The sequence below is a fragment of the Rhodospirillum sp. A1_3_36 genome, assembly GCF_047263945.1.
Classification (GTDB): domain Bacteria; phylum Pseudomonadota; class Alphaproteobacteria; order Rhodospirillales; family Rhodospirillaceae; genus Rhodospirillum.
The window spans coordinates 479,752-504,723 of the sequence record NZ_JBLAVB010000002.1 but is presented as its reverse complement, the minus strand read 5'-3'; the positions used below and the strand labels follow the sequence as shown (position 1 = coordinate 504,723).

Here is a 24,972-nt window from a genome sequence, read left to right as displayed (position 1 = left end):
CAAACTTGGCCTCGAAGAGACTCTAAAACTTATAGAATCAGAGTGAAACTGGGCCAGTTTGACTCAAGCTGATCCCATTTCACTCTAAGGCAAAACTACACCACCTGGCACACGTCTTCGAAGGGCAGGCGCGGTCCCCGGGGGAACAGGCCTTCCTCGGCACCATATCCGATATTCACCAGGAAATTGGCGGTCCAGGTGCCGCCCTCAAGGAACGCCTTGTCGACCTTCGCGGCGTCGAAACCGGCCATCGGACCGCAATCCAGACCCAGGGCGCGGGCCGCCAGGATCAAATAGGCGCCTTGCAAGGTCCCGTTTTTCAAGGCCGTCATCTCACGCAGGGCTTCATTGGACTCGTACATTCCGCGCGGATCGGAAACGGACCAAAGCTTGGGAAAGTGATCGTGAAAGCGCGTGTCATGGGCCACGATGACCGTGACCGGAGCGGCCTTGGTCTTGTCCACGTTGCCCGGCATCAAGCAGGGGAGCAAACGGTCCTTGGCCTCGGGCGACGTCACGAAGATGAAGCGGGCCGGGCTACAATTCATGCTGGTCGGCCCCCAGCGGAGAATATTGTACAGCCGCTCCAAAACCACCGGTTCAACGGGCTTGTCGGTCCAGGCCGGGTAGCTGCGAGCGGACAGGAACAACTGCTCCAAGGCCGCCTTATCAAGAGCCTCCCCATGGCGAGGTGGTTCGACGGACTGGGCAAGGGGATCGGTGGTCATGGCAAACTCCGTGGAAAGGATAGGGAGATCAATAGCCCCATATGGACAGCGGGACCGGTCCATGGCGACCGGTCCCGCGTCAACACACTGTTTCCAAAACGGGGACAATGACACGGTCCCCGCCTGGGGCATACGCCCTACTGGACGGCCTGAACCGACTGAACTTCGGGAATATAGTGGCGCATCATGGTTTCGATCCCCTGTTTCAGGGTTGCCGTGGAACTGGGGCAACCGGCACAGGATCCGCGCATGTTCAGGTAGACAACCCCATCCTTGAAGTCGTTGAACATGATGTCGCCGCCATCCTGAGCCACCGCCGGGCGCACCCGGGTTTCCAGAATTTCCTTGATCTGGCGGACAACCTCGCTGTCTCCCTCGACCGCACCGCCTTCGTGGGCGTCTCCGGCCTTCAAGACCGCATCACCGGAGGTGAAATGCTCCATGATCGCCGCCAGAACCTGGGGTTTGATCACTGACCAATCCTGACCATCGGCCTTTGACACGGTCACGAAGTCCGCCCCCAGATAGACTCCGGCCACCCCTTCGACCGCAAAGATGCGGGTGGCAAGGGGCGAGGCCTGGGCCGCAGTTGCGCTCGAAAAGTCCCGGGCACCGCCGGGCAAAACAGTCTTGCCGGGCAGAAACTTGAGGCTTGCGGGGTTGGGTGTTTGTTCGGTCTGAATGAACATGGAGGTCTCCGGGGAGGGTGGCGTGTCAACGGGACCCCAGTGAATTCCGAAAAAAGAGGTCCTTTGAATTTATATAGAACCAAATTAGTCGGATTTCCAGCCTCTCCAAGACACTCTAAACTTTATGGAACCAGAGTGACACTGGTCTCATGCCAATCGCCGGATGTCCTCTTCGGTCATACCGGCTGGCACAATGGTCACGGGAACCCGTAATTTATTCGTCAGGCCCGCACCACAGGCGGAGACCAAGGGACCAGGGCCGTCCTTCCCCTTGCCCGCAGCCAGGACAAGAATGGAGATCGTCGGTTCTTCTCCCACAAGCGCCAGAAGCTCGTCGACGGGCTTTCCTTCCCGCACGTAGAGCATTGGCATGTGGCCGGAGTGCCGATTGACCTCCGCCGCCATGCGCTGAAGCAGTTGTTCGGCCTCTTCCCAGGCTTCACTGCTCATGAGTTTGTCGATAAAGGCAAAGACCTGGGAGCCCTGGGGTTCGATCACGCGCAACAGGGCGACTCGACCATCGGTGGCCCGGGCGCGGCGGCAGGCAAAGGCCAGGGCCGCAGCCATTTCCTCCGTATCGTCGACGACAACCAGGAAGGTCCGGTGGCGATCTGACCCCCGACCCCAGTCCCCCTCGGAAGAGGCCTTGTCCAGCCCGATCTCGCGTTCATCTTCACCCATGGGCACCCCATTTGGTTTGATCAAAGACAACACCCCGGAAGGCAATCAGGACTTCCGGAACGCAACCCCAGCCAGCCATCCCGACACCACCGCCAGGATCACCGCCAAAACGCCATAGATGATGGCCTGCTCATGGGCGAAATCGTAGATCTCCGCACCGACACCGATCTTGCTGATCACCAGCGGGGTGATTTCTGCACTCACCACCTCACCATCGCGGAACAGATAGACTTCCACGATGTAGCTGCCAACCGGCACGTTGGCTGGGAAATACAGATTCACCCGGAACAGCCGATTGTCCAGCATGGCAATCCGTGCGTCTTCCAGCCCCACCGGGCTATCCCCACCAGCGCCATAAAGCCCCGCCTTGCGCTTCAAACGCAGAAATCCGTCCCGGAATTCGCGCTGGGTCTCGTCATCGTACAGGTACTCATCCCGAATGGGCAGGCTCAGCCGCTCTACACCAATCTGATGGCGGGCCAATACCTCAGGCCGGGCAAAATCCTTCATCGGACGGTTGGATGCCACCCGGTAGAAGGTCGGGACGTCATCGAAGGTAACGCTTTCCTTGTTCACCCAGATGACGCCCATGTGGTCCTTGCGGCGCACCACCTCGGACCGGGAGGGCCCGCGCACCACCATCACCACGTCCCCGGGACCATCCGTGGCCCCGAAAAGCAACACATCGGTACCGGTGAAAGCGGTGGTGATGGCAACAAGATGCTTGGACAGGTCCGCCACCAATGGCTGGACCTGGGCATGGGCGGCCAAGGCAACAAAGACACAGGACAGCAACGCGGCCACCGCCGCAGCCCGCTTGCGGAAGCGGCCTGTCAGGCGGATCAAGCCCGCGACTTTTCGTCCCCAGCTTTTGGACCCCCACCCTCTGCGTCCCAAGACCTCGTCGGCCATGGCTTGCCGCCTCCCTTTGGATCAAGCGCCGCGATCGCGCCCCACAGCCATGAACATGAAAGGGCAGGGGGGCCTGACAGGTCAAGCCCGAGGAAGCCCACCGATCCGTTATTTCTGAAGAATGGCGATCACTTCGTTCATCTGGGTGCGGGACCGCAACAGGTAAAAACCCTGGTCTGCCAAGTGGCTGGGCGGGAATAGTCCACCAGGGGTCCCATTAAACACCACCAAGGGATCCATTTCGGCTGCCTGCTCCAAAGATTGGACCATCTGAGCCCAGGCCGAGTCCAACTGCCGTTCAGCAATCACATTGGCAAAGTCCTCTCCCATGGCCTTCAAGATCATGGCGTAGCCGTACAAGCGCCCTTTGGTCGCGTAAAAGACATTATCATCCTTGAACGTAAAGAAACCACCGTCGCGGATTTGCCGGTCCAACAGGGCGCTCGCCGAGCCCAGGTCCTTGGCGAACCGGTCCAGGCTGGCCTGCAGGTTATCGGCCCGCGCCTCGAACACCGCATCCCCCTTGGCCAGACGGGTGTTATAGGCGAGCAAGGCCCGTCTGGCGGCCATGTACTGGTCTTCGGAGGTGGACTGGGGCCAGAAGGAAGTGGAGAAATCAATGTACCAAACCGTACCGGGCAGCTTCAGACGCCCCGCCGCCAGATCCAAATCCTTGTCCACCTGGCTGGATCCCCGGGTGCGCCCGATCTGGTCACTCATTTCCAAGGCATAGCGCGACAGGGCGTAGAGAATGCCCATCTGGAATTCGGGCATGTTGTCCAGGGCGCCGGAGGGGAAGAAGAAGGGGTTGTTGGCCACCCAACCGTTCACCTCCACCTCCCGTTGGATCAAGCCAGCGGCCATATCCACGGAGGCAGAGCCCCCTTCGGTCCGAGGCGGTTCATAGGCGATGTCATCATCCACTTTGTTGGAGATGACCATGCCAATGGGATAGTAAAGAATGATCAGCACCAGGAAAACGGCGGCGATTTTCAACAGGACCCCGCCGGTCAGCACCCGGTCCACCATGGCGCCAACCTTGTCCATCACGGACCCCAGTAACCGTTTCATAGCTGCCTCTTTCCTTAGCCCGATAGAATAAAGGGCCGCGCCCCTTGGGAGCGGCCCTGGGGTCTAAAGTAAGGTGTCAGATGGGCCGGTGAAACCCCAAAGGCTTTACGGCTTCAAGAAACCGACAATTTCATAGACATCCTTGAGGATCGGCTCTGCGATGGCTGCAGCTCTCTCCGCACCCTCGCGCAGCACGGCATCAACACTGCCCGGGTCGGCCATGAGCCGGGCCATTTCACCGTTGATCGGCGTCAGCACGGACACGGCCAGTTCGGTCAGGTCTTTCTTGAAGTCGCTGAAGGGCTTGCCCCCCACTTCGGCCAGCACCTGAGCCTTGGTCTTGTCAGACAGGGCGGCGTAAATGCCGATCAGATTGGCCGCCTCGGGTCTGCCCTCCAGCCCGTCAACCGTTTCGGGCAGGGGTTCGGGGTCGGTCTTGGCCTTGCGCAGCTTCTGGGCGATGGCATCTGCGTCGTCGGTCATGTTGATGCGCGCATAGTCCGAGGCATCGGACTTGCTCATCTTTTTCGCCCCATCACGCAGGGACATCACCCGGGTGGCCTCGCCCAGGATCAGGGGTTCGGTGATGGGAAAGAACTCCACGCCGTAATCGTTGTTGAACTTCTGAGCAATGTCCCGGGTCAGTTCCAGATGCTGCTTCTGGTCCTCGCCCACGGGAACGTGGGTGGCCTTATAGGCCAAGATGTCTGCGGCCATCAGATCGGGATAGGCAAACAACCCGACCGAGGCATTTTCCTTGTTCTTACCGGCCTTTTCCTTGAACTGGGTCATCCGGTTCAGCCAGCCCATGCGCGCCACGCAATTGAACACCCAGGCCAACTGGGCATGGGCGGGGACGGTGGATTGGTTGAAAACGACGTTCTTCTTGGGGTCGATGCCTGCGGCGAGCAGACCTGCAGTCACCTCCCGAGTGCAGCGGCGCAATTCTGCGGGGTCCTGCCAAACGGTAATCGCGTGGAGGTCCACCATGCAGAAGATGCATTCATAGTCACCCTGCAGGCTCACCCAGTTGCGGATGGCGCCCAGATAATTGCCCAGATGCAGGTTACCGGTGGGCTGAATGCCCGAAAAAATGCGGTTCATGGAGGAATCCTCGCAGCGTAAGACGGATGGGCGCGGGGTAGACCATTCCCCGAGTCCGGTCAAGTACCCCATCGGGATCCACGGGTCTGGCTTCCGCATCCAACGAGAGATAAAGTGGCGTCATGACCGAACCCCGCGACCCCGAGACCCACAGCCAAACGCCCACCTTCGACAGTGCCTTCCAGGGCGGTTTGGAGACTCTGTTCCGCTGGCGACGGGACGTCCGGCATTTCCGGACCGACTCCCTGCCCCATGGATTGGCCGAACATCTCCTGACCATGGCGGATTTGGCCCCCAGTGTGGGCAACAGCCAACCCTGGCGCTTCATACAGGTAAATACCGAGGACACCCGTGCCCGTATCATCGCCGATTTCGAGCGCTGTAACGCCCAGGCCTTAGCCAATCAGGATCCGGGTCGCCAGGACCTCTACGCCCGTCTGAAGCTGGAAGGCCTGCGGGCCTCACCGCTCCACCTCGCCGTCTTCTGCGACGAAGGGACAGACCAGGGCCACGGCCTGGGTCAGGACACCATGCCGGAAACCCGGCGCTATTCCGTGGTCATGGCCATCCATACCCTCTGGCTCGCCGCCCGAGCCAAGGGTGTCGGGGTCGGTTGGGTCTCCATTCTGAATCCCAGAGAAGTCGCCCGGATCCTGGAGACACCCCCAGATTGGACCTTCGTGGCCTACCTGTGCATCGGCTGGCCCCGGGACAACACCGAAGTCCCAGAACTGGAACGCCTAGGCTGGCAAGCCCGCCGGGGCAAAGTGGAAACGGTCGAACGGTAAAAGAGGGATCGGAAAACCGGTTCCTACTTTTCCGCTCGATGCTCTAAGCCTCAGGCGTCGACAGTGCCTTGGGCCACATCATCGCGGAACCGGGTGGCGATATCCCGGAAGCGTTCCGACATCCCAAGGAACACATCGACGATACGCGGGTCAAAATGAGTCCCCCGACCCTCGCGGATCATGTCCACGGCCTGTTCATGGGTCCAGGCGGGCTTGTAACAACGCTTGGAAATCAGGGCATCATAGACATCGGCCAGGGCCATCAGACGGCCCGACAGGGGGATCTCCTCCCCCGCGAGACCATGGGGATAGCCGCTCCCATCCCATTTTTCATGGTGGTACTCGGCAATTTCCCGGGCGTAGCGCAGGAAGGACGGTTCAGCGGAATCCAGCATGGTTTCCGCTTCCCGAATGGCTTCGGCACCCAGGGCCGCATGGGTCTTCATGATGGTGAATTCTTCGGCCGTCAGCCGTCCCGGTTTCAGCAGAATGGCGTCAGGGATCCCCACTTTGCCAATATCATGCAGGGGCGCCGACTTGAACAGAAGGTCGATATTGGATGGGGTCAACTCTTTGGAAAAGGCTGGCAAAGGCGCCAGATCCTCGGCCAAGGCCTTCACGTAGTTCTGGGTCCGGCGAATGTGATTGCCCGTTTCGTTGTCCCGAGTCTCCGCAAGCGTTGCCATGGCAACGATCGTCACTTCCTTCATGCGGGAGATATCCCGGGTTCGGTTCCGCACCTCGCGTTCCAACCAGACCGCCTTGTCCTTCAGAAAATCCGTGTGGCTTTTCAGGGACAGGTGATTGCGCACGCGGGCCATCACCAAAGCGGGGCTGATGGGCTTGGTGATGTAGTCCACCGCGCCCAGGTCCAAGCCCTTGCGCTCATCCTCGGGGTCAGAGCGGGCGGTCAAGAAGATCACGGGAATAGCCGCTGTCGACCGATCTGCCTTGAGCTGGCGACAGACCTCGTAACCGTCCATCCCCGGCATCATCACATCGAGCAAGATCAAATCCGGCGGTTCTGCTGCGCGGGCGATGCGAAGCGCCTTTTCGCCCCCCGTGGCCACTTTGACACGATAGGTATCCCGCAACAGATCGCTCATCAGGGACAGATTCTCGGGTGTATCGTCCACGACCAGAATGGTGGCAGCCGGTTTGTTTCCTTGCATCATCCGGACGTCCTTTCCCTTGTGTCCATATCCCCATCACCCTCAGAGCCCTCTGTGGCATAGCGTTGCAAAATCACGAGGGCCTCCTCGAACTCGAAATCCATGATCAGATCAGCCAGTGCCTTCGCGCCAGTCGGTCCCAGGGCTCTATCGAAAAGGGCCCGATGCCCCTTCAGGACATCCATTGCCTCTGAATCGTCCTCTTCCAAGAGGGCGGCGAGGCGAGCCAGTACTTTGGGAGCCTCCTCCAGCGGTTCCAAAGCGATGGATCCCCCTTGTGGGGATCCCGAGGTCGTGGTCCCCGTCGACGAAGATCCATCCTGGCCCAGGGCTTGCTGGGCGGCCAGGGCAACAGCAAGGGCTTCGGCCAGCACCCGCCCTTCCGCCGCCAGATCCACTGCGGCCTTGGAAAGGGCGTCTCCATCGGCATCACGGCGAGTCAGGGACTCCACCTCTGCCGCCGCTTGGGCGAGAACGAGAGCGCCCAGGGTGCCAGCCAGGCCCTTCAAGGTATGGGCCGCCCGCTCTACGGTGGCATGTCCCTCCCCGTCCACGGGCGCCATCAGCGCCCGTTCCAGAGTCGACCACCCATCGACGAAACGGCGCAGAAGTCCCAGATAACGCTCCAGCCGCCCCCCCACCCGGGCGAGTCCTTCCCTCGCAGACAGACCGGGAACCCCCAGAAGCAAGGAAGACAGGACGTCGTCCTCGAGTCCCAATCCCGCTGATGGTTCCCGCGTCAGCCCCTTCGCCAAGTCCCCCTTGGATCGCAGGGCCGGGCGGTCCCTGCGACACTCGGATCCCAGGTATTTGACCAACACCTGATAGAGAGCTTCAATATCGATCGGTTTCCCCAGGTGGTCGTCCATGCCTGCGGCCAAAGTTTCCTCTCGATCACCGGGAAGGACGTTGGCGGTCATGGCCACCACGGGCAGGTTCCCGTGGGCGGGGTCTTCGCGCAAGGCCCGGGTCGCCGTCAAACCATCCATCCTGGGCATCTGCATGTCCATCAAGACGAGATCAAAGGGTCCTTCCTGGGCCAGGGCCTCCAAAGCCTTGAGGCCATCCCCTGCCAGAACAACGGATGCCCCCGTGACCTCAAGCAAGTCAACGATCAGTTCTTGGTTGATGGCGTTGTCCTCAGCCACAAGAATCCGAGAGCCGGTCAAGTCCGGGGTCACCGGTAGCGCTTTGGCGACGGTCCGACCCGGTCGTTGAGCTGCTCCACCGGTATTGATCACATCAATCACCACGTCGAAGAGTGCAGACGGCGTGATCGGCTTGATCAGGACCGCGTCAATCCTCTGGTCCTGGGCGATCTGATCACAGTCCGGCCCCGGCCTGGGAGCGACGAGCACCAGTCCCGGCATCTCTTCCATGCCGCTGGCCTTCCGGATCGCGGCCCCCACGTCACAATCAACACCGGACAACAGGCGACTGTCTATGAAGACAACGGCATGGACCAACCCGTTTTCGCCAGCCCTCGCCAAGACGGCCTGCGCTTCCTGACAGGACCCCGCCTGGTCCACCAAAAAGCCCATTTCCGTCAGCATGGTCGCCAGGATGGCACGGGCATGGTCGTTTCCATCGACGACCAACACGGTCTCTCCCAAGGCCGTCGACCGGAAAGGCCGCTCCGTGGTCCGCTCTCCGTCGCAGAGCCAACGGGCTTCGAACCAGAAGGTACTCCCTTCCCCCTCCGTACTGTCCACGCCGACTTCGCCCCCCATCAACCCTGCCAGACTACGGGTGATGGCCAAGCCCAACCCCGTTCCCCCATAGCGCCGCGTAATGGACGTATCGGCCTGGTGGAAGGATTGGAACAGGCGGTCTTTCTGCTCCTTCGTCATGCCGATCCCCGTGTCGTGGACGGAGAACCGGAGGCGGACATCCCCCTCCGCCTCCTCAACCACACGCACCGCAAGGGACACTTCACCGGATTCGGTGAATTTCACGGCGTTATTGGCGAAGTTCGATAAGATCTGATTGAGCCGCAAGGGGTCTCCCACCAGAGACAGAGGCACGGTGGGTTCAATGTCCAAAAGGAATTCCAAGCCCTTGCTGGCTGCCCGTTCGGCGACAACCGCGGCAACGTTCCGCAGCACCTCTTCCAGGTCGAAGGGCACGGATTCAATCTCCAGCTTGCCCGCCTCCACCTTGGAGAAGTCCAGAATATCGTTGACGACGCCCAGAAGATGACGCCCTGCAGCCTCGATGCGTTGGGCATATTCCTCCTGACGTCCCTCCAGACCCGTCGACCGTAGCAGATGGGTCATACCAATGACTGCGTTCAAGGGCGTGCGGACCTCATGGCTCATATTGGCCAGGAAATTCGACTTGGCCTGATTGGCGGCGTCCGCCTGACGCCGGGCATCGATCAGCTCTGCTTCGAACTTCTTGCGCTGCGTGATATCCCGAAGAACCCCGGTGTAAAAAATATCTTCGCCCGTGCGCGTTTCCGCGACGGACAGTTCCAGGGGGACCAAAGATCCGTCCTTGCGCCGCCCCACCACCTCTCGGCCAATGCCGATGATCCGGGCCTCTCCCGTTGTTCGGTAGCGCTCGATGTATCCGTCATGAGTCGCCGCAGAAATGTTCTCGGTGAGTATCGATACATTGCAACCGAGAACATCCTCTGCCGTGTATTGGAAAATCCGCTGGGCACTGGGACTCCATTGGCGAATCCGCCCATCCCGGCCAATGAGAATAATCGCCTCGAGAACCGTATCGAAAATGGCTTGGAGCCGTCCCTGTTCCGCACGTGCAGCCTTTTCAGCGTCCTTGCGTTGCGCCGCTTCCCGCTCCAATCGACGGGAGGTTTCCAAAAGACGGGAGGTGAAAACAGAAGCAACCACCACTCCGGCGATGAGAACCACGCCCAAGGCGATCATCATGACCAGGATTTCCGGATGCAACCCAGTCGGCTGGAGCTCCGGCGAACCCTCAGGCACGAAAAGTGCCGCCGCCATGGCAATGTAATGCATGGCAGCAACTGCCCCACCAAGCACCACCCCGGCTCCCAGACGGCGCCAGAAGACGCTGGCCGACCCTCGGTTGGATCGAACCACAATGACCAGGGCCAGAAACGCGAGCAGAACCGCCATGACCACGGACAGCATCACCAACAGCGGGTCATAGATCAAGGCTGCGGGAAGGTGCATGGCCGCCATCCCCATGTAATGCATGACCCCGATACCGCCCCCCATCAAGACCGCGCCGAAGGCCAACCACCGCCAATCCCCTTGCCGATTGGACACCACCCAAAGGGCGACACCACTGGCCATCAGACCCGGCAGTACGGACAAAACGGTACCAAAGGGATCGTAGGACACGACGCAGGGCAGGGAGAAGGCCATCATGCCCAGAAAATGCATCCCCCAAACACCCAGGCCGAGACTCACACCCCCTGACGCTATCCAGGTGAAGCGCATGCGTGAATCAGACCCATCCGATTCCAAAACCCGTCCGAGGGAGGTCAAAGCCGCCCAGGCCGCAACAAGAGCAAGGAAGATCGACAGGACCACCAATCCGGGCTGGTAGGCACCTTCATAAGGAAGCGCGAGCAGAGTATCTTTAGGTAGAGGAAATAAAAATTTGTCTAGAAGCACATCAGTCCACCCAACCGGAAAAAGAGAAAGAGCCAAGCCGTTCACTCACCAAGACATCAACCTGATACCAGCTTGAGCCTCTTAAGGAGAGGGCCTTCTTTCAAAAAATGCAAGAATCACTTGTATTCTCTACCGATATTCTATTTTGGACACACGAGAATAGTGTATAGTTTCATTATTTTGATACTTGATCCAAAAAATTACATACTCCCGAGAACACTCTGTCACATTCTTTCACTCAAACAGGATCACTGAGTCTTCTTACGGAGATCGTCGCTGACCGGATCAGGTCTTTTGGCACCTTCCTTTCCGGCTGTGCCATAGAGCATTGAGCGGAAAAGTAGGAACCGGTTTTCCGGTCCACGCGATGCTCTAACCATATGATTTTAGATCAAATTATCCGCCCTAAATCGATTCCGATTTAGGGCAGTTTGATCTAGAGCCCAACCCGAAATGACTCTCAATATTTCAAGAGCTTGGTCGTCATTCCCACGCAGACGCTAATACCAAGCGGCGCGGGTTTAAACCCACGCCGCTTTTCTTGCGTTCAAACGCCAGGCGAGCTTTTACGCGCCATAAGGCACGGCGGCCACTTGGCCGCTTCCAAGGTGCGGTGAGTCAAACTCACCGCACCTTGGTATAAGGGATGCTCGTTTCTCTGTGCCGCTCCAAAGTCAAAGAATACGGTGTTTTCCTTCGTCATTCCCGCGTGCGTGGGAATGACGAAGGAAAAAATCTTAGAGCTAAATAAAGAAACGTGCATGCCATAGCGCGCAGGCGGGACGCCAAGGTGGGAGCAGGCAACGGAGGCAAATCCCGCGACGCCAGTGTGTTTGAGCACCAGCATCGAAATCAACCACGGCACACGTTACGGGGCTTTGTCCCGTCCCCCACAGGGGCCGTAAGGCCCCAGACCCCAAGCTCTTATCTGTCAAATAAAAAAGGGATTTTAGAGCATTTCCCCCAAATAGGCTTGAGCCACCACAAAACAAAACAAGACAAGACACTGTCGTGTACCGTGGAAATAAACCCTGAATGCCCGTTTTGATGGGTATGATGAAAACCTTTTATTTCACGGCATGATTTTTGGACTGATCCCGGAATACTCTAAGGGGAGGGAGGAGGCATCCAGTTTGCGCTCTTCAAGAGTATTTCCTCTATTTACGGCAATCCCGAAACGCGACATCTGCTTGGTCACGCAGCATCGCGCCGCAAAAATCCCTTGAAATCCGACAGGGCTGTGGCGCGGATCAGAAAGGCGAAGCCAAAGTAGACCACCATGCCCAAGGCGATGAGCCCGGCTAAGGTTCCCGCGCGCACAGCCTCACTCCCACGAAGAAGAGACCCGGCAACCTCCGCCCCGCCCCATAGGGTTCCAGCCATGATCAGAGTCGCCAGCAGGATTTTCGGCAGACGGGACAGCAGACGCCCATCCAGCTTCAGCTCCGCCCGTCGGTGGAGAATCCAGCCCAACAACAGAGCGTTCACCCAACTCGACACCGTAGCGCCAATGGCGATTCCCAGATGGCCCAAGGTCCACATAAGGGACAGATTCAAGGCGATATTGACCGCCATGGACACCGCAGCCACCTTCACTGGCGTGGCCGTGTCCTCGCGGGCATAGAAAGCCGGAGAGAAGACCTTAATCATGACGTAGGCAGGCAAACCCGCCGCAAAGGCCACCATCGCCGCAGCCGTGGCGGTGACGTCCTGGGCAGAGAAGGCGCCCCGCTCGAACAGGACAGAGATCACCGGGCCGGAGATCACCATCAAGGCTCCGCCTGCGGGTAGGGTCAGCAACAGGGCGAACTCCAGGGCTCGGTTCTGGTTCCAGAACGCCGCATTCAAATTACCCGCCTTAATCTGGCGGGACAGCAGGGGCAGCAACGCCGTCCCCACAGCAACCCCGACCACCCCCAGGGGCAATTGGGTCACCCGATCGGCGTAGTAGAGGTAACTGACCGCCCCATCGCTCACCATGGAAGCCAAAACGGTGCCGATCAGCAGGTTCACCTGATAGAGGCTGGAACCAAAAACCACGGGCAGGATGCGCCTCCCCAAAAGCTTGACCTTTTCCGTCACCCGGGGCCAAGCGAAGCGAACCGACGCTCCGGCCGCACGACAGTGGTGGGCCAACCAAAGGAACTGGATCACACCCGCTGCGGTGACACCCCAAGACAAGGCGTGGCCGGGCGTATCACCCAGGTCGGCGGCACCCAGCAGGGCGGCGATCAGCGTCAGGTTCAGCAACACCGGTGCCGCAGCAGCGGCGGCGAACCGCCCAAGGGAGTTCAGCACCCCCGATTGCAGGGATACCAGCGAGATAAACAACAGATAGGGAAAGGCGATCCGGGACAATTCCGTCGCCAGTTCCATCTTGCCCGGCACAATCTCGAAGCCCGGTGCCAGAATAACCATGGCCCAGGGCATGATCACTTCCATGACCGCGACGAAAACCACCAGAATCAGGGCAAGGATCGTGGCCGCCCGGTTGGCGAAGTGCTGGGCCGCCTCCTTCCCCTCGACCTCCACAGTACCAGAATAAAGGGGAACGAAAGCCGCAGAAAAGGCCCCTTCGGCAAAAAGACGTCGGAACAGATTGGGAAAGCGGAAAGCCACGAAAAACGCGTCGGAGACCATGCCGGCGCCCAAGTAACGGGCGATCAGGATGTCCCGGGCAAATCCGGTGATCCGGGAGAGCATGGTATAACCGCCCACAGTGGTAACGGCGCGTATCAGGGACATGGATGGCAACCTCTGGACCCGACGGGTGAAAAAATAGAGCCGCGAAAGGTGCGCCGGCAAACCGGTCTTTTCAAGCGACTTCACGGGCACCTTCAAAGGCGGATCGCGAAATCTGACCGATAGATCAGTGGAAATCGGGTTGCAATTCACCAATATGAGTGCACGGTGGGGCTGCCCGGGCGGGACCTTGCCGCCCATTGTCAGGCACAAGGGCAAAGTCTCTGCCCTTCCAGCCACTTATTCATCCTCCCATGCCTGCGTGGGCCCCGACCGGAGACCACGTCTTGCCCTCTCTGATTTCCCCCACCTTGCGCGACGGGTGTCCCATCCGAGTAGCCGTTCTGGTGACCCTCCACTGGACACCCTCCGCCGGTGGCCATGTGAAAGTCTGGGAACGCTTCGCAGCAGCGGCGGCCCAAACGACAGATCTTGACCTGACGATCTTCTTCCTCGGGGCGGAAGACAGGGTCGTCCCCATCCACGATCACGCCCGCTTTCACCTCCTGCCTCCCCGCCTGGGCACGGACCGTCTGCCTTTCCTGGATAGTGGCGCCGGCCATACGGACCTGGCGAGCTTCCATCCGCGCCTGGCAGCACTGCTGGCGGGCTTCGATCTTTTGCTCAGCACGGATCATTTCTCCTTTGGCAAGACGGCCCGGCAAGTGGCCAGGAAGCAGGGCATTCCGATTGCCCATTCCATCCATACGGATGTGGAGACCCTGGCCCGCACCTATGGTCCCAATATCCTGCGACAGGCCCTGGGGTCCCGCTTTGGCGGGTGGTTGGCCGATGGATTGAACTTGGGAGACCGCATTGCCAAGGCCGAAGGCAATAAACTGCGCGCTCAACTGGCTCCCGGCGCCCATATCTTTGTATCCCGGCCCGAGGATACCGCCCTGGTCCAAGCGAGTTACCCAGGAAAATCTACCAGCCTGTTGCGCCGGGGTATTGATCTGGAGATGTTTTCCCCAGACAAGCGGGACCGGTCCTGGCTGGCGGAGCGTTTTGGCCGGACTCCCGATCAAACCGTCGCCGTCTTCGCGGGACGGGCCGACGGCAGTAAGCGCGTCCTGGTCGCCGCCCAGGCCCTGCGCATCCTCGTGGATCGGGGCCATGACCTGACGCTGATCATCGCCGGGTCGGGCTCGGACCTGGACAATGTGAAAGCCCTGCTGGGCGACCACGTCCTTACCCCCGGATCCCTGCCCCAGGCGGATTTGGCGCGGCTGTTGGCCTCGGCTGACCTGTTCCTCTTTCCCAGTGAATCCGAGACCTTTGGCAATGTCGCCCTCGAGGCCCGGGCCGCCGGATTGGCTGCCGTCCTGTCAGCGCGACCCGGCGGCACGGCACGGTGGATTCGGGAAGACGGCGTGGACGGCTATGGCGTGGCGGGCGGCGACCCGGAAGATTGGGCCCGAGCCTTGGAAATCGCCCTAACCGGAGACACCCGGGCCGTGGGCCGGGCCGCGCGACGCGCCATGGAGCAGGATGCCCCCACCTGGACGAAAGTGTTCGAGGAGGACCTGATGCCCCATTGGCGGCGGTTGGCGGATCTCCAATCCGCCCCCTGAGACGGACCGCAGCACGGCATCATGGGACGGCCAGACCTCCATCGTTCGCCCCAATCACCACAAATCGCTCCAAAAGGCCGTCCCAACACCAGTGGGCATCGGCCGTATTGACCCGGACCCCGCCCAACCACTCATCCCGAGGCCAGCGCTCGCTATCAAGCCCTGCAAGAACAACGCAGCCCCGATCGGTCACCATCAGCCGTTGGGCACGAAAAGCCTCCGACGGCCCCTCCCATCCCTCTGGCCGCAAGAAGACGCCCCCTCCCTCCAAGGCCAGAAGGGGATCCTCTCCGGCGCAGAGGCTGGCGACCCGGTCGAAAAACGCCCAGTCGCCCAGGAACAAAACCGTTTCCAGGTCCATGGAGGCCCGAAAAAGCGGCCCCGGCTCGACATGACCTTCCCCCACCAGGGAAAGGATGCGCCGCTCAGTCAGGGTCAAGCCATCAATGATCCAGGGGAATTCAGCACAATGGCGGCAAAGGGCGGCCCCCAGGAACGGCAGGCCCTCCACACCGCGCTCGGCAAGGGCCCGCAGGGTCCGGGGATGGGGGCCCCGGAAGATGGCCCAGGCATGGCGCGCCTGGAGCAAGGTTTCCTCGGTAACCGGCAAACGGGCAGGAAACAGGCCCGCGAGTTGGTCCGGCGTCAACTGGCCCAGCCCCCGGAACGGGGAAATACCGGGAAAAGCATTCACACAAATCAACGAAAGACGCTGGGGATCCCCCGCCCATCCGGTGAAGGCGTCCAGGATTTGCAGGAGCTGCAGCTGGTCGAGCAGATCGTGCTCGAACCAAAGGACAACCTCTTCACCAGAGGTCACCGCCCGGTGCAAACGCGCGTCTCGCTCCCGAAAGTCAGCGGTCACGGCCGCCGGATCCAGTCTATCCCCGGCTAAATAGGCGGCGCGCACCGGTGCCAGATCCTCCAGCGAGAGAACCGGAGGAAAGGGGCCATGGTGCATCAGGTCACGCCAGGGCAAAACCTCTCCACCGAGGCCCGCCTCTTTCAGGGCCTCTCCCGCCCCATCGCCATTGGTCACATGGAGAGTCACACGAATCCCCCTTGTTCCTATTCCGCTGCCAGTTTGCCCGCTGCGGTCTTTCCCTTCCCCTTCGGCTTCTCGGCAATGGCTTCTTCCAAGGTCGTGCGAATCTGTCCGAGCTTGCCCTTATGGACCACCTTCATGCCAAACACATCCTTGACGTAGAACACGTCCACCACCCGCTCCCCATAAGTGGACACACGGGCCGATGAGATTTGCAGAGCCACCTCGGTCAAAGCCGTGGTGACAGCGTACAAAAAGCCCGGACGATCCCGGCCATTGATCTCGATCACCGTATGGGTCTTGGACGCCACATTATCGATGATCACCCGGGGCGGCACGGTGATAGCGCGGGCCCGTTCCGGCAGGCGCGGCACTTGCTCCCGCAGAGCCTTATCCAGGGAAATGAAACCAATCAACACGTCATGGACGGTCTTGCGCAACCGGGTGATGCGGTCTTCGCCCTCAACCAGATGCCCTTCCATGGTTTGCACGGTGAAGACATCAAGCGCCATACCGTCGACCATTGTGGTGATCTTGGCATCCAGGATGTTCACTCCGGAGAGCGACATGGCCCCGGCAATCTTGGAGAACAGGCCCGGATGATCCTCGGTCAGGATCAGCACTTCGGAGACGGCGCGGGCTTGGTCGGAGACAACCTCCACCGCCACCGCCTCGCCCTTGACCCGGGCGCGGCGGATCATGCGGGCATGGCTTTCATGGGTGTCGGAATCGAAGGTCAGCCAATAGGCCGGGTAATGCAGGTCGGCATAGCCCTCCCGTTCCGCTTCTGGCCAGTCTTCCAGCGCTGCGACCAAGGCCGCCCGTCGCGCCGCCACCCGTTTGTCCCGGGCCTCCGCCTGAAAGCCGCCGGTCAGGACATCCTGGGCCCGGTTAAACAACTCCCTCAGAAGGGAGGCTTTCCAGTTGTTCCAGACATTCGGGCCGACGGCGAGAATATCGACCGTGGTCAAGACAAGCAGCAGGCGCAGACGCTCCATGGACTGGACCAGATCCGTGAAATCCAAAATGGTCTTCAGATCATCCACATCCAGCTTGAAGGCGGTCCGCGACATATCCAGGTGATGGCGCACCAACCAGGCCACGGTCTCGGTTTCCTCAGGGGTCATGCCCAAGCGCGGCCCCAGCTTCAAGGCCACATCCGCCCCGAGAACAGAGTGGTCTCCACCCCGCCCCTTGGCAATGTCATGGAGCAACACCGCCAAATACAACGCCCGACGGGACTGGATTTTGCTAACGGCCATGGCTGCGGTGGGCATCAACTCCTTGCTCTCACCCTTTTCCAGCTTGTGGAGAAGGCCGATAGCTCGGATCGTGTGCTCGTCCGTCGTGTAGACATGGTACATGTCAAACTGCATCTGCGCTGTCACCCGTCCGAAATCGGGAATGAAGCGGGCAAAGACACCAGATTCGGACAGGTGACGCAGGGTCACTTCCGGATCCTTGGGCGAACAGAGAATCTCCATGAACAGGGCATTGGCGTCCGGATCATCCCGCAGGACGGTGACCCGGGGCAGGTTTTCGGTCACCAGCCGCAGGGTATCGGGGTGGATATCCAACCCCTGGTCCTGGCCCACCTTGAACAGACGCATGATCAGGATCGGCTGTTTTTCCAGATCGTCCGGCTCCTTGACGGCCAGCCGTCCCCCGTCCAGTACGAAATCCCCCAACTGCTTCTTGCCCAGGAACATCGCGGCGCGGGACAGGATCGGACGCCGCTTCTGTTGTTCCTCCAGCACGGCGCAAAAGATGCGGGTCAGATCGCCCACGGTCTTGGCCATCAGGAAATAATGCTTCATGAACCGCTCGACACCCCGACCGCTCTTGCGGTCCGTGTAGCCCATGCGCTCGGCAATCGTGGGCTGGACGTCGAAGGTCAGGCGTTCTTCCGGTCGATTGGTCAGGTAGTGCAGGTGACAGCGCACGGACCAGAGGAAATTCCTCGCCCGGTTGAACTTGGAGGCCGCATCCGGGGTCAAGACACCCAGTTGCACCAACTCCCGCATCTCCGACACGCCGTAGATATAGCGGGCGATCCAAAACAGGGTATGAAGGTCACGCAGCCCTCCCTTGCCGTCCTTGATATTGGGTTCCAGCACATACCGGGAATCCCCCATGCGCAAATGCCGCTGGTCGCGCTCACCCAACTTGGTTTCGACGAAATCCGGGCCGGTCCCATTGACGACGCCCGTCCAGTATTTCTTTTTGAGTTGCCCGAAAAGGGTCCGATCCCCCCATAGGTACCGCGCTTCCAGCATGGCCGTTCGAATGGTGATATCGCCCTTGGCCTGGCGTAGACATTCATCAACGGATCGGGTCGCATGACCCACCTTCAACCCCAGGTCCCAAAGCACATAGAGCATATATTCCACCACCTGCTCATGCAGGGGGGTGGCCTTGTAGGGCAGAAGGAACAGCAGATCGATGTCCGAATGGGGGGACATTTCACCCCGCCCATAGCCTCCAACGGCAAGAACACTCATCTGCTCGCCCCGGGTGCGGTTGGCCCTGGGATAGACATGGGATGTGGTGAAGTCGAACAGGAGCCGGATGATTTGGTCCATCAGGTAGCTGTATTCGGCGAAAGCCGCAGCGCCCGAGCCCTTTTCCTCCAAAAACCGGCGGCGAATCTCCGCTCGGCCCTCTCCAAGCGCGTCCTTGAACAGGGGCAGCAGCTTGGTCCGTCGGTCCCGGTTGTCGCCAACGGCGGAGGCCAGATCCTCCAACCGACCCGTTACGGCCTTGCGGTCAATGATCTCGCGAGGTTTGCGAATACGGTGCGCGCTCATAAAAACCCTTTCCTTCCCGCCAATCCAGAAAGGAGGAGCGGACTTCGGACGCTCCCCCATTGGCGGGTGTGACTGACATGGGGAGTCTAAAGGGTTTCGCACCCGGATAAACGGTGAATTTTTCTCCGTTCTCCTGGCCTGGGCTTAGAGTGAAACGGGATCAGCTTGAGTCAAGCTGGCCCCGTTTCACTCTCATTCTATAAGTTTTAGAGTATCTTCGAGGCCAAGTTTGGTCGCAAAGCGACCCAACTTGATCTCGGAATACTCTAGAGCCCCGGCGTGGCGCCACCATCCACATTCAAGACAGCGCCATGCACATAGGACGCGGCATCGGAGCACAAAAAGGCCACCATGGCCGCGATATCCTCCGGAGTCCCATATCGGGCGATGCCCGCAGCTTCGCGCAGGGCCTCCCTGGCGTCGTCTAAAGAGAGACCCGTGGCCTCCGCATGGGCCTGGACCCGGAATGCGAGGCGATCGGTCACCACATGGCCGGGGCAAACCACATTCACCCGGGGCGCCCCCCCACCGGCTTTATGCGCCAGGGCTTTGGCAAAATTGATCATGGCCGAATTGACCGGTCCCCCAACGGTGAAGTCAGCCCGGGGGGTGTGGGCACCGATCCCCGAGATCATCAGAATGACCCCCCGATCATGGGTGAGATGGGGCCAGGCCGCCCGGCAGAATCGGACCGCAGCATGATATTTCAGGGCGAAGCCATCCAAGTGATCGGTGTCGCTCAGCTCCAAAAAATCCCCCCGCTTGGTGGCGCCAGCGTTATTGATCAGCACATCCAACCCGCCCAGGATTGAAACGGTTTCCGAAACGATCTGTGCTGGCACTTCGGTTTCCGTCAGGTCTCCGGGAAAACACAAAACCTCCGGTGCGCCCTTGGCCAGGGCTTCGGTTTTCACTGCCTCCAGGGCCTCCGCATCCCTGGCGGCCAGGGACAGGGCCATCCCCTCAGCCGCGAGAGCGAGCACAATGGCCCGGCCAATCCCCCGACTGGCGCCGGTCACGATAGCAACGCGCGGCCCGGTCCGCGCCCGATCATTTCGATCCACGAGTCAATCCTCCGGATAAAGACCCCGGGTGCGCGCCTGGACCCGGATCATGCCAAACAAGGCATCGATATTAGGCGTTTTCACCCCGACCTGTCCCGCGATTTCCCGGACCGCAGCCACCAAGGCATCCAATTCCAGGGGTTTCCCCGCGTCGGCATCCTGAAGCATGGAGGTCCGAAAGGCGCCCAGTTTTCGGGTCATGGCGTGGCGTCCTTCCGGATCCATATCGATGGGAATGCCGATCCGCCCTCCGACCTCGGCGGCCTCGACCATGCAACGGGACAGGAAGGCGCGGAGCAAGGGGTCGTCCAGAATCCGGTCACAGGATGCCCCGGTCAGGGCCGAAACCGGGTTCATGGTCATATTGCCCCAGAGCTTCAGCCAGATCTCCCGCTGGATGGAGTCCACGGCCGTAACGTCAAATCCCGCCTCGCTCAGGGCGGCGCAGATCGCCCTGGCCCTTGGTGTTTCTCCGCCCCCGGTCGGTTCACCGATGAACAATCCCTTGCCAGCAATCCATCGCGCCACGCCGGGTTCCGGCGCCGTCGCGGCCAGATGAGTGACACAACCCAGCACCCGGTCTGGGTCAAGCGCCCGGGTCACCCCGCCACCGGGGTCAACCGTTTCCAGGGTTTTTCTCCCCTCGAATGCCGACAGACCATGGAAGAACCACCAAGGGATCCCATTCATGGTCGACAGGAGGGTCGTTTCGGGACCGAGCGCCGCACCCAGAAGGGGCGCCACCTCCCCCAGAGCCGTGCTTTTGATGGAGAGGATCACCAAATCCTGGGGTCCCAGATCCTCCAGCCGGTCCGCGGCGATCACGGGGACTTCCGTCCGCGTTTCCCCGCCTTCGGGATCGGATTCCACCAGGACCATGCCCCGCTTCCGAACGGAAGCCAAGGTCGCGCCCCGGGCGACGGCGGACACCACATGACCCGCAACACCCAGACGAGCCGCCATCAGGCCTCCGATAGCACCCAAACCGTAAATACAAATCCGCATGTGCCTTTTCCTCTCCGCTCCGGGGTCAATCCAGGTCCCGATAGGAGGGGTCGATGGTATCCACCAACCGAACCATGGCATCGAAACCATCCCGCCCCGCCCCGTACTTGGGATTGAACTGAAGGGCATCCCGGGCGCATTTCTCCAGCACCGGTTCCTCAATCGGCAGGGTCGGCCCAAGCGCGGCGCCCATCACCTGGATCTCGCAGGCGCGCTGAGCGGTCCACAGATAGGCGAAAGCCTCTTCCACCGTGCCGCCCCAGGTCAAAAGACCGTGGTTGCGCAGAATGAGAACATTCCGGTTATTTATTGAATCCACAACCCGGGGTCCTTCCTCCGCATGGACGGTGATCCCCTCGAAATCGTGGGTGGAGACCCGACCATGGAGTTGGGCCGAGTAGAAATTGTCCCAGGACAATCCCTGGGCACTACAGGCCACGGCGGACCCGGCAGTGGTATGGGTATGCATGACGCAATGGGCACCCGCAACCCCGGCATGGATGGCCGAATGCAGGGTGAAGCCCGCAGGATTCACCGGATGATTTGATGACGAGACAATCTGTCCCTTCAGATCGATCTTCACCAGATTGGATGCCGTGACCTCCGAATAGTGCAAGCCGAAGGGATTGATCAGAAAATGCCGGTCCGGCCCGGGCAAGCGCAGGGTGATGTGGTTGTAGATCAACTCAGTCCAGCCAAGCATATGGAAAATTCGGTAGCAGGCGGCCAGATCAGTGCGTAAGGCACGCTCGCTCTCGTCCATGGAGGCGGTCGCCAGAGTCATGGGTCACTCCCTGTATTCAGGACACGGGTTGAGCCCCGGGCCAATCGTTGCCCGCTATTTATAAATATATTAATGAAAAACGGAAATCCCCATCCGTTAGATCACGATGAAATTAGGTCTGTCCCACGGTACCCGACAGGATCTCGTCTTTTTCTGGGCGATAGCCCAAGCCCATTTTTCTTTTATAAATAAGAGCTTGGGGTCTGGGGCCTTTCGGCCCCAGTGGGGGACGGGGCAAAGCCCCGTGACGGGAAACCGATGCCCACTTTTCCTCATTCCGTTCTATGACGATGGGGATCCCCCCACCATCCCCTTCAACCGATAGAGCGCATCCAGGGCTTCCCGGGGGGTCAACTCATCCGGATTGACGGCCTTCAGAGCCTCTTCCAAGGGATGGGGTCCGCTGGACGCCCCGCCGCTTCCGCCAGTCCCCGTGCCTGACTTGGGCCGGGCCGCCGCGAAGAGGGGCAGGTCGTCGGCCAGTCGGGTCGCAGCGCCCGATTGATCTCCCTTTTCCAGAAGGTCGAGGACTTCCTGGGCGCGGGCGATGACCCGGGGCGGCAAACCGGCAAGGCGCGCCACATGGATCCCGTAGGATCGATCCGCAGCACCCGGTCCCACCTCATGCAGGAAGACCACCTGATCCTTCCATTCCTTGATGCGCATGGTGTGGCAGGAGAGGTGATCCAGGCGGGATCGGAGCGCCGTCAGTTCGTGGTAATGGGTAGCAAAAAGAGCCCGGCAACGGGTCATATCGTGGAGGTTCTCCACCGTTGCCCAGGCAATGGACAGGCCATCGTAGGTGGCCGTGCCCCGCCCGATTTCATCCAGAATGACCAACGAACGCTCTGTGGCCTGATTGAGGATGGCCGCCGTCTCCACCATTTCCACCATGAAGGTGGAGCGACCCCGGGCCAGATCGTCCGCAGCGCCGACGCGGGAGAACAGGCGGTCCACCACGCCAATCCGCGCGCTTTCCGCAGGAACGAAGGACCCCATCTGGGCAAGCACGGCAATCAGGGCATTCTGCCGCAGGAACGTGGACTTACCGGCCATGTTCGGACCGGTCAGCAGCCAAAGCCGCTGTTGGGCTTCCAAGTCGCAGTCGTTGGCGACGAAGGCCTCCCCCCCTTCGGCGGCGAGGGCGGCTTCGACCACGGGATGGCGTCCCCCCTTGATCTGGAAGTCCAACCCGGCCGTCACCTCCGGCCGGGCATAGCGCAGGTCGGCGGCCAGATCGGCCAACCCCTGGCAGACATCCAGTCGGGCGAGACCCGCCGCAGCCCGGGCGATATCTCCGGCCCGGGACAGGATCTCCTGGCGCAAATCGGCGAAAAGACTGAGTTCAAGGGCCAGGGCTTTGTCTGCGGCGCCGCGGATCTTGTCCTCCAGTTCGGACAGATCGACCGTGGTGAAGCGTACTTGGTTGGCCAGCGTCTGGCGATGCATGAAGGGGTTGGCCTCCCCGTCACCCTCGCCCTTGGCCGTCATCAATTTGTCTGCCCGGCCCGCCGGAACTTCGATGAAATAGCCCAGAACGTTGTTATGCTTAACCTTCAGGGCCTGGATTCCCGTTTCCTGGGCGTAACGGGATTGCAGATTGGTGATCAAGCGGCGGCTTTCCTCCCGTAGCCCCCGCAGTTCATCTAAAGCTGGATGAAATCCCTTACGGATAAACCCCCCATCCCGGGCGAGCAGGGGCAAATCCTCTGCCAGTGCCCGATCCAGCAAGTCCACCAAACCATCATGCTGGCCCAGATCGACCAGGGCACCATCAAGCTCCCGGGGAGGGGCGCCACCCGCTGCGTCCCGCACCAGAAGGCGGATGGTGGGCACCCGGAAGAGAGCCTCCCGCACGCTGGCGAGATCCCGGGGGCCGCCCCGCTCAAGGGACAGGCGAGACAGCGCCCGTTCCATGTCCGGACAGCCCTTCAGGTGAGCCCGCAAATCCACCCGGGTCTGTTCCGCATCCAAAAGAAATCCCACAGCGTCCAATCGCTCGGTGATTTCCGCCGGATCCGTCAGGGGCGCGGCGAGGCGGTCAGCCAGCAGGCGGGCGCCTGCGCCGGTCACCGTGCGATCCACTTGGGCCAACAGGCTTCCCTTGCGACCTCCGGTCAGGGTCTCGGTCAGTTCCAGGTTCCGCCGGGTGGCCGCATCGATTTCCATCCGCGCGCCACGGGACAGGCGACGCGGCGGAGAGAGGTGGGGCAGGCGCCCCACCTGGGTCAGTTCCACGTAATCGATCAGGGACCCGATGGCCGCAACCTCGGCCCGGGTGAACCCTCCGAAGCCGTCCAGTGCCTTGACCCCGAACAAAGCCTCCACCCGCTTGCGGGCGTTCTCACTATCGAAACGACTAGAGGGGAGGGGGCTAAGGCGCGACTTATGGGGGCCGAAGACCTCGAACAGGGCCGGATCCTGGATCAACTTTTCCGACAGGATCAACTCGCCGGGGGACAGCCGGGCCAGCGCCGGGGCAATATCGCCCTCTTCCAACGGTTGGGAGAGAATATCGCCCGTGGACACATCAACCCAAGCCAGGGCCGCCGCATCCCGCAAACGGGTCAAGGCCGCCAGGTAGTTGTGGGAGCGGGCATCCAGCAGCTCCTCCTCGGTGATCGTTCCGGGGGTGACAAGGCGCACCACCTCCCGCTTGACCACCGCCTTATAGCCCCGCTGCTTGCGGGCCTCGGTGGGATCCTCCATCTGCTCGCAGATGGCGACCTTATGACCGGCACGGATCAGGCGGGAGAGGTAGGCCTCGTGGGAATGGATCGGCACGCCGCACATGGGGATGTCATCGCCCGAATGCTTGCCCCGTTTGGTCAGAGCAATATCCAGGGTTTCCGAGGCCTTCACCGCGTCCTCGAAGAACAGCTCGTAAAAATCCCCCATGCGGTAGAACAGCAGACTGTCGGGATAGGCCCCCTTGATGGACAGATATTGGGCCATCATCGGGGTCGCATCGGCAGGGATGTCTCTGTCCGGAGTGGACGCAGACCTATCGATGTCGGATGCGGAGGCTTGGGGCTCGGCAGTCAAGGTGGACCTACGGGGGCTCGGGTTTTGGACAGGGGCGGACGTGGAAGTGGGCGCGGCAAACTAACACGAATGACCGCGCCCGGGTCCAGACCTTGATGAAAGCGCCCCTACCCCCGAATGGAGGTCAGGAACGCCCTGACCTGGCTCCGAAGA

17 protein-coding genes are annotated in these 24,972 nt (G+C 60.8%); 2 read left to right on the top strand and 15 right to left on the bottom strand.

What is annotated here, in order from left to right; translation table 11 throughout:
• Positions 1–95 precede the first annotated feature (95 nt).
• The 6 genes from ACLIRY_RS06800 to trpS form a co-directional block, all read right to left on the bottom strand.
• On the bottom strand, positions 96–728 hold the full coding sequence (locus ACLIRY_RS06800) for a malonic semialdehyde reductase (protein WP_413204603.1): 633 nt from the start codon (positions 726–728) through the stop codon (positions 96–98).
• Between the two features lie 137 nt (positions 729–865).
• The gene (locus ACLIRY_RS06795; RefSeq protein ID WP_413204602.1) at positions 866–1,417 is read right to left on the bottom strand and encodes a NifU family protein; all 552 of its coding nucleotides are present in this window, start codon (positions 1,415–1,417) and stop codon (positions 866–868) included.
• 147 nt (positions 1,418–1,564) lie between these two features.
• Complete coding sequence (locus ACLIRY_RS06790) at positions 1,565–2,098, bottom strand: universal stress protein (RefSeq protein WP_413204601.1); 534 nt, start codon at positions 2,096–2,098, stop codon at positions 1,565–1,567.
• A gap of 45 nt (positions 2,099–2,143) precedes the next feature.
• Positions 2,144–3,010: a TIGR02186 family protein gene (locus ACLIRY_RS06785; RefSeq protein WP_413204600.1), complete on the bottom strand. Its 867-nt coding sequence runs from the start codon at positions 3,008–3,010 to the stop codon at positions 2,144–2,146.
• 108 nt (positions 3,011–3,118) lie between these two features.
• Positions 3,119–4,081: a DUF2333 family protein gene (locus ACLIRY_RS06780; RefSeq protein WP_413204599.1), complete on the bottom strand. Its 963-nt coding sequence runs from the start codon at positions 4,079–4,081 to the stop codon at positions 3,119–3,121.
• Positions 4,082–4,186: 105 nt separating this feature from the next.
• The gene (gene trpS / locus ACLIRY_RS06775; protein ID WP_413204598.1) at positions 4,187–5,185 is read right to left on the bottom strand and encodes a tryptophan--tRNA ligase; all 999 of its coding nucleotides are present in this window, start codon (positions 5,183–5,185) and stop codon (positions 4,187–4,189) included.
• 122 nt (positions 5,186–5,307) lie between these two features.
• Between trpS and bluB the strand changes: the two genes are divergently transcribed.
• Positions 5,308–5,973: a 5,6-dimethylbenzimidazole synthase gene (gene bluB / locus ACLIRY_RS06770; protein ID WP_413204597.1), complete on the top strand. Its 666-nt coding sequence runs from the start codon at positions 5,308–5,310 to the stop codon at positions 5,971–5,973.
• Positions 5,974–6,023: 50 nt separating this feature from the next.
• Here the strand turns inward: bluB and ACLIRY_RS06765 are convergent, their stop codons facing one another.
• From ACLIRY_RS06765 to murJ, 3 genes are all read right to left on the bottom strand, one after another.
• Positions 6,024–7,148 (bottom strand): two-component system response regulator, encoded by a 1,125-nt coding sequence (locus ACLIRY_RS06765; protein ID WP_413204596.1) that lies wholly within the window; start codon positions 7,146–7,148, stop codon positions 6,024–6,026.
• Positions 7,145–10,576: an MHYT domain-containing protein gene (locus ACLIRY_RS06760; protein ID WP_413204595.1), complete on the bottom strand. Its 3,432-nt coding sequence runs from the start codon at positions 10,574–10,576 to the stop codon at positions 7,145–7,147. The genes ACLIRY_RS06765 and ACLIRY_RS06760 overlap by 4 nt, the downstream gene beginning before the upstream one ends.
• Positions 10,577–11,947: 1,371 nt before the next feature.
• Positions 11,948–13,498 carry a murein biosynthesis integral membrane protein MurJ gene (gene murJ, locus ACLIRY_RS06755; RefSeq protein WP_413204594.1) on the bottom strand — a complete coding sequence of 517 codons (1,551 nt, stop codon included), beginning with the start codon at positions 13,496–13,498 and terminating at the stop codon, positions 11,948–11,950.
• A 284-nt stretch (positions 13,499–13,782) separates the two neighbouring features.
• Between murJ and ACLIRY_RS06750 the strand changes: the two genes are divergently transcribed.
• Positions 13,783–15,069: a glycosyltransferase gene (locus tag ACLIRY_RS06750; protein ID WP_413204593.1), complete on the top strand. Its 1,287-nt coding sequence runs from the start codon at positions 13,783–13,785 to the stop codon at positions 15,067–15,069.
• A gap of 19 nt (positions 15,070–15,088) precedes the next feature.
• Here ACLIRY_RS06750 and ACLIRY_RS06745 read toward each other — a convergent pair whose 3' ends face one another.
• The 6 genes from ACLIRY_RS06745 to mutS form a co-directional block, all read right to left on the bottom strand.
• Positions 15,089–16,120 (bottom strand): hypothetical protein, encoded by a 1,032-nt coding sequence (locus ACLIRY_RS06745; RefSeq protein WP_413204592.1) that lies wholly within the window; start codon positions 16,118–16,120, stop codon positions 15,089–15,091.
• Between the two features lie 17 nt (positions 16,121–16,137).
• On the bottom strand, positions 16,138–18,921 hold the full coding sequence (locus ACLIRY_RS06740; RefSeq protein ID WP_413204591.1) for a [protein-PII] uridylyltransferase: 2,784 nt from the start codon (positions 18,919–18,921) through the stop codon (positions 16,138–16,140).
• A gap of 266 nt (positions 18,922–19,187) precedes the next feature.
• A complete protein-coding gene (locus tag ACLIRY_RS06735) occupies positions 19,188–19,985 on the bottom strand; it encodes an SDR family oxidoreductase (protein ID WP_413204590.1) in 798 nt (265 codons plus the stop codon).
• 3 nt (positions 19,986–19,988) lie between these two features.
• Positions 19,989–20,990 carry a 2-dehydropantoate 2-reductase gene (locus ACLIRY_RS06730; protein WP_413204589.1) on the bottom strand — a complete coding sequence of 334 codons (1,002 nt, stop codon included), beginning with the start codon at positions 20,988–20,990 and terminating at the stop codon, positions 19,989–19,991.
• Between the two features lie 25 nt (positions 20,991–21,015).
• Complete coding sequence (locus tag ACLIRY_RS06725; protein ID WP_413204588.1) at positions 21,016–21,774, bottom strand: class II aldolase/adducin family protein; 759 nt, start codon at positions 21,772–21,774, stop codon at positions 21,016–21,018.
• A 282-nt stretch (positions 21,775–22,056) separates the two neighbouring features.
• Entirely contained in the window at positions 22,057–24,732 is a 2,676-nt protein-coding gene (gene mutS / locus ACLIRY_RS06720; RefSeq protein ID WP_413204587.1) for a DNA mismatch repair protein MutS, read from the bottom strand.
• Positions 24,733–24,972 lie beyond the last annotated feature (240 nt).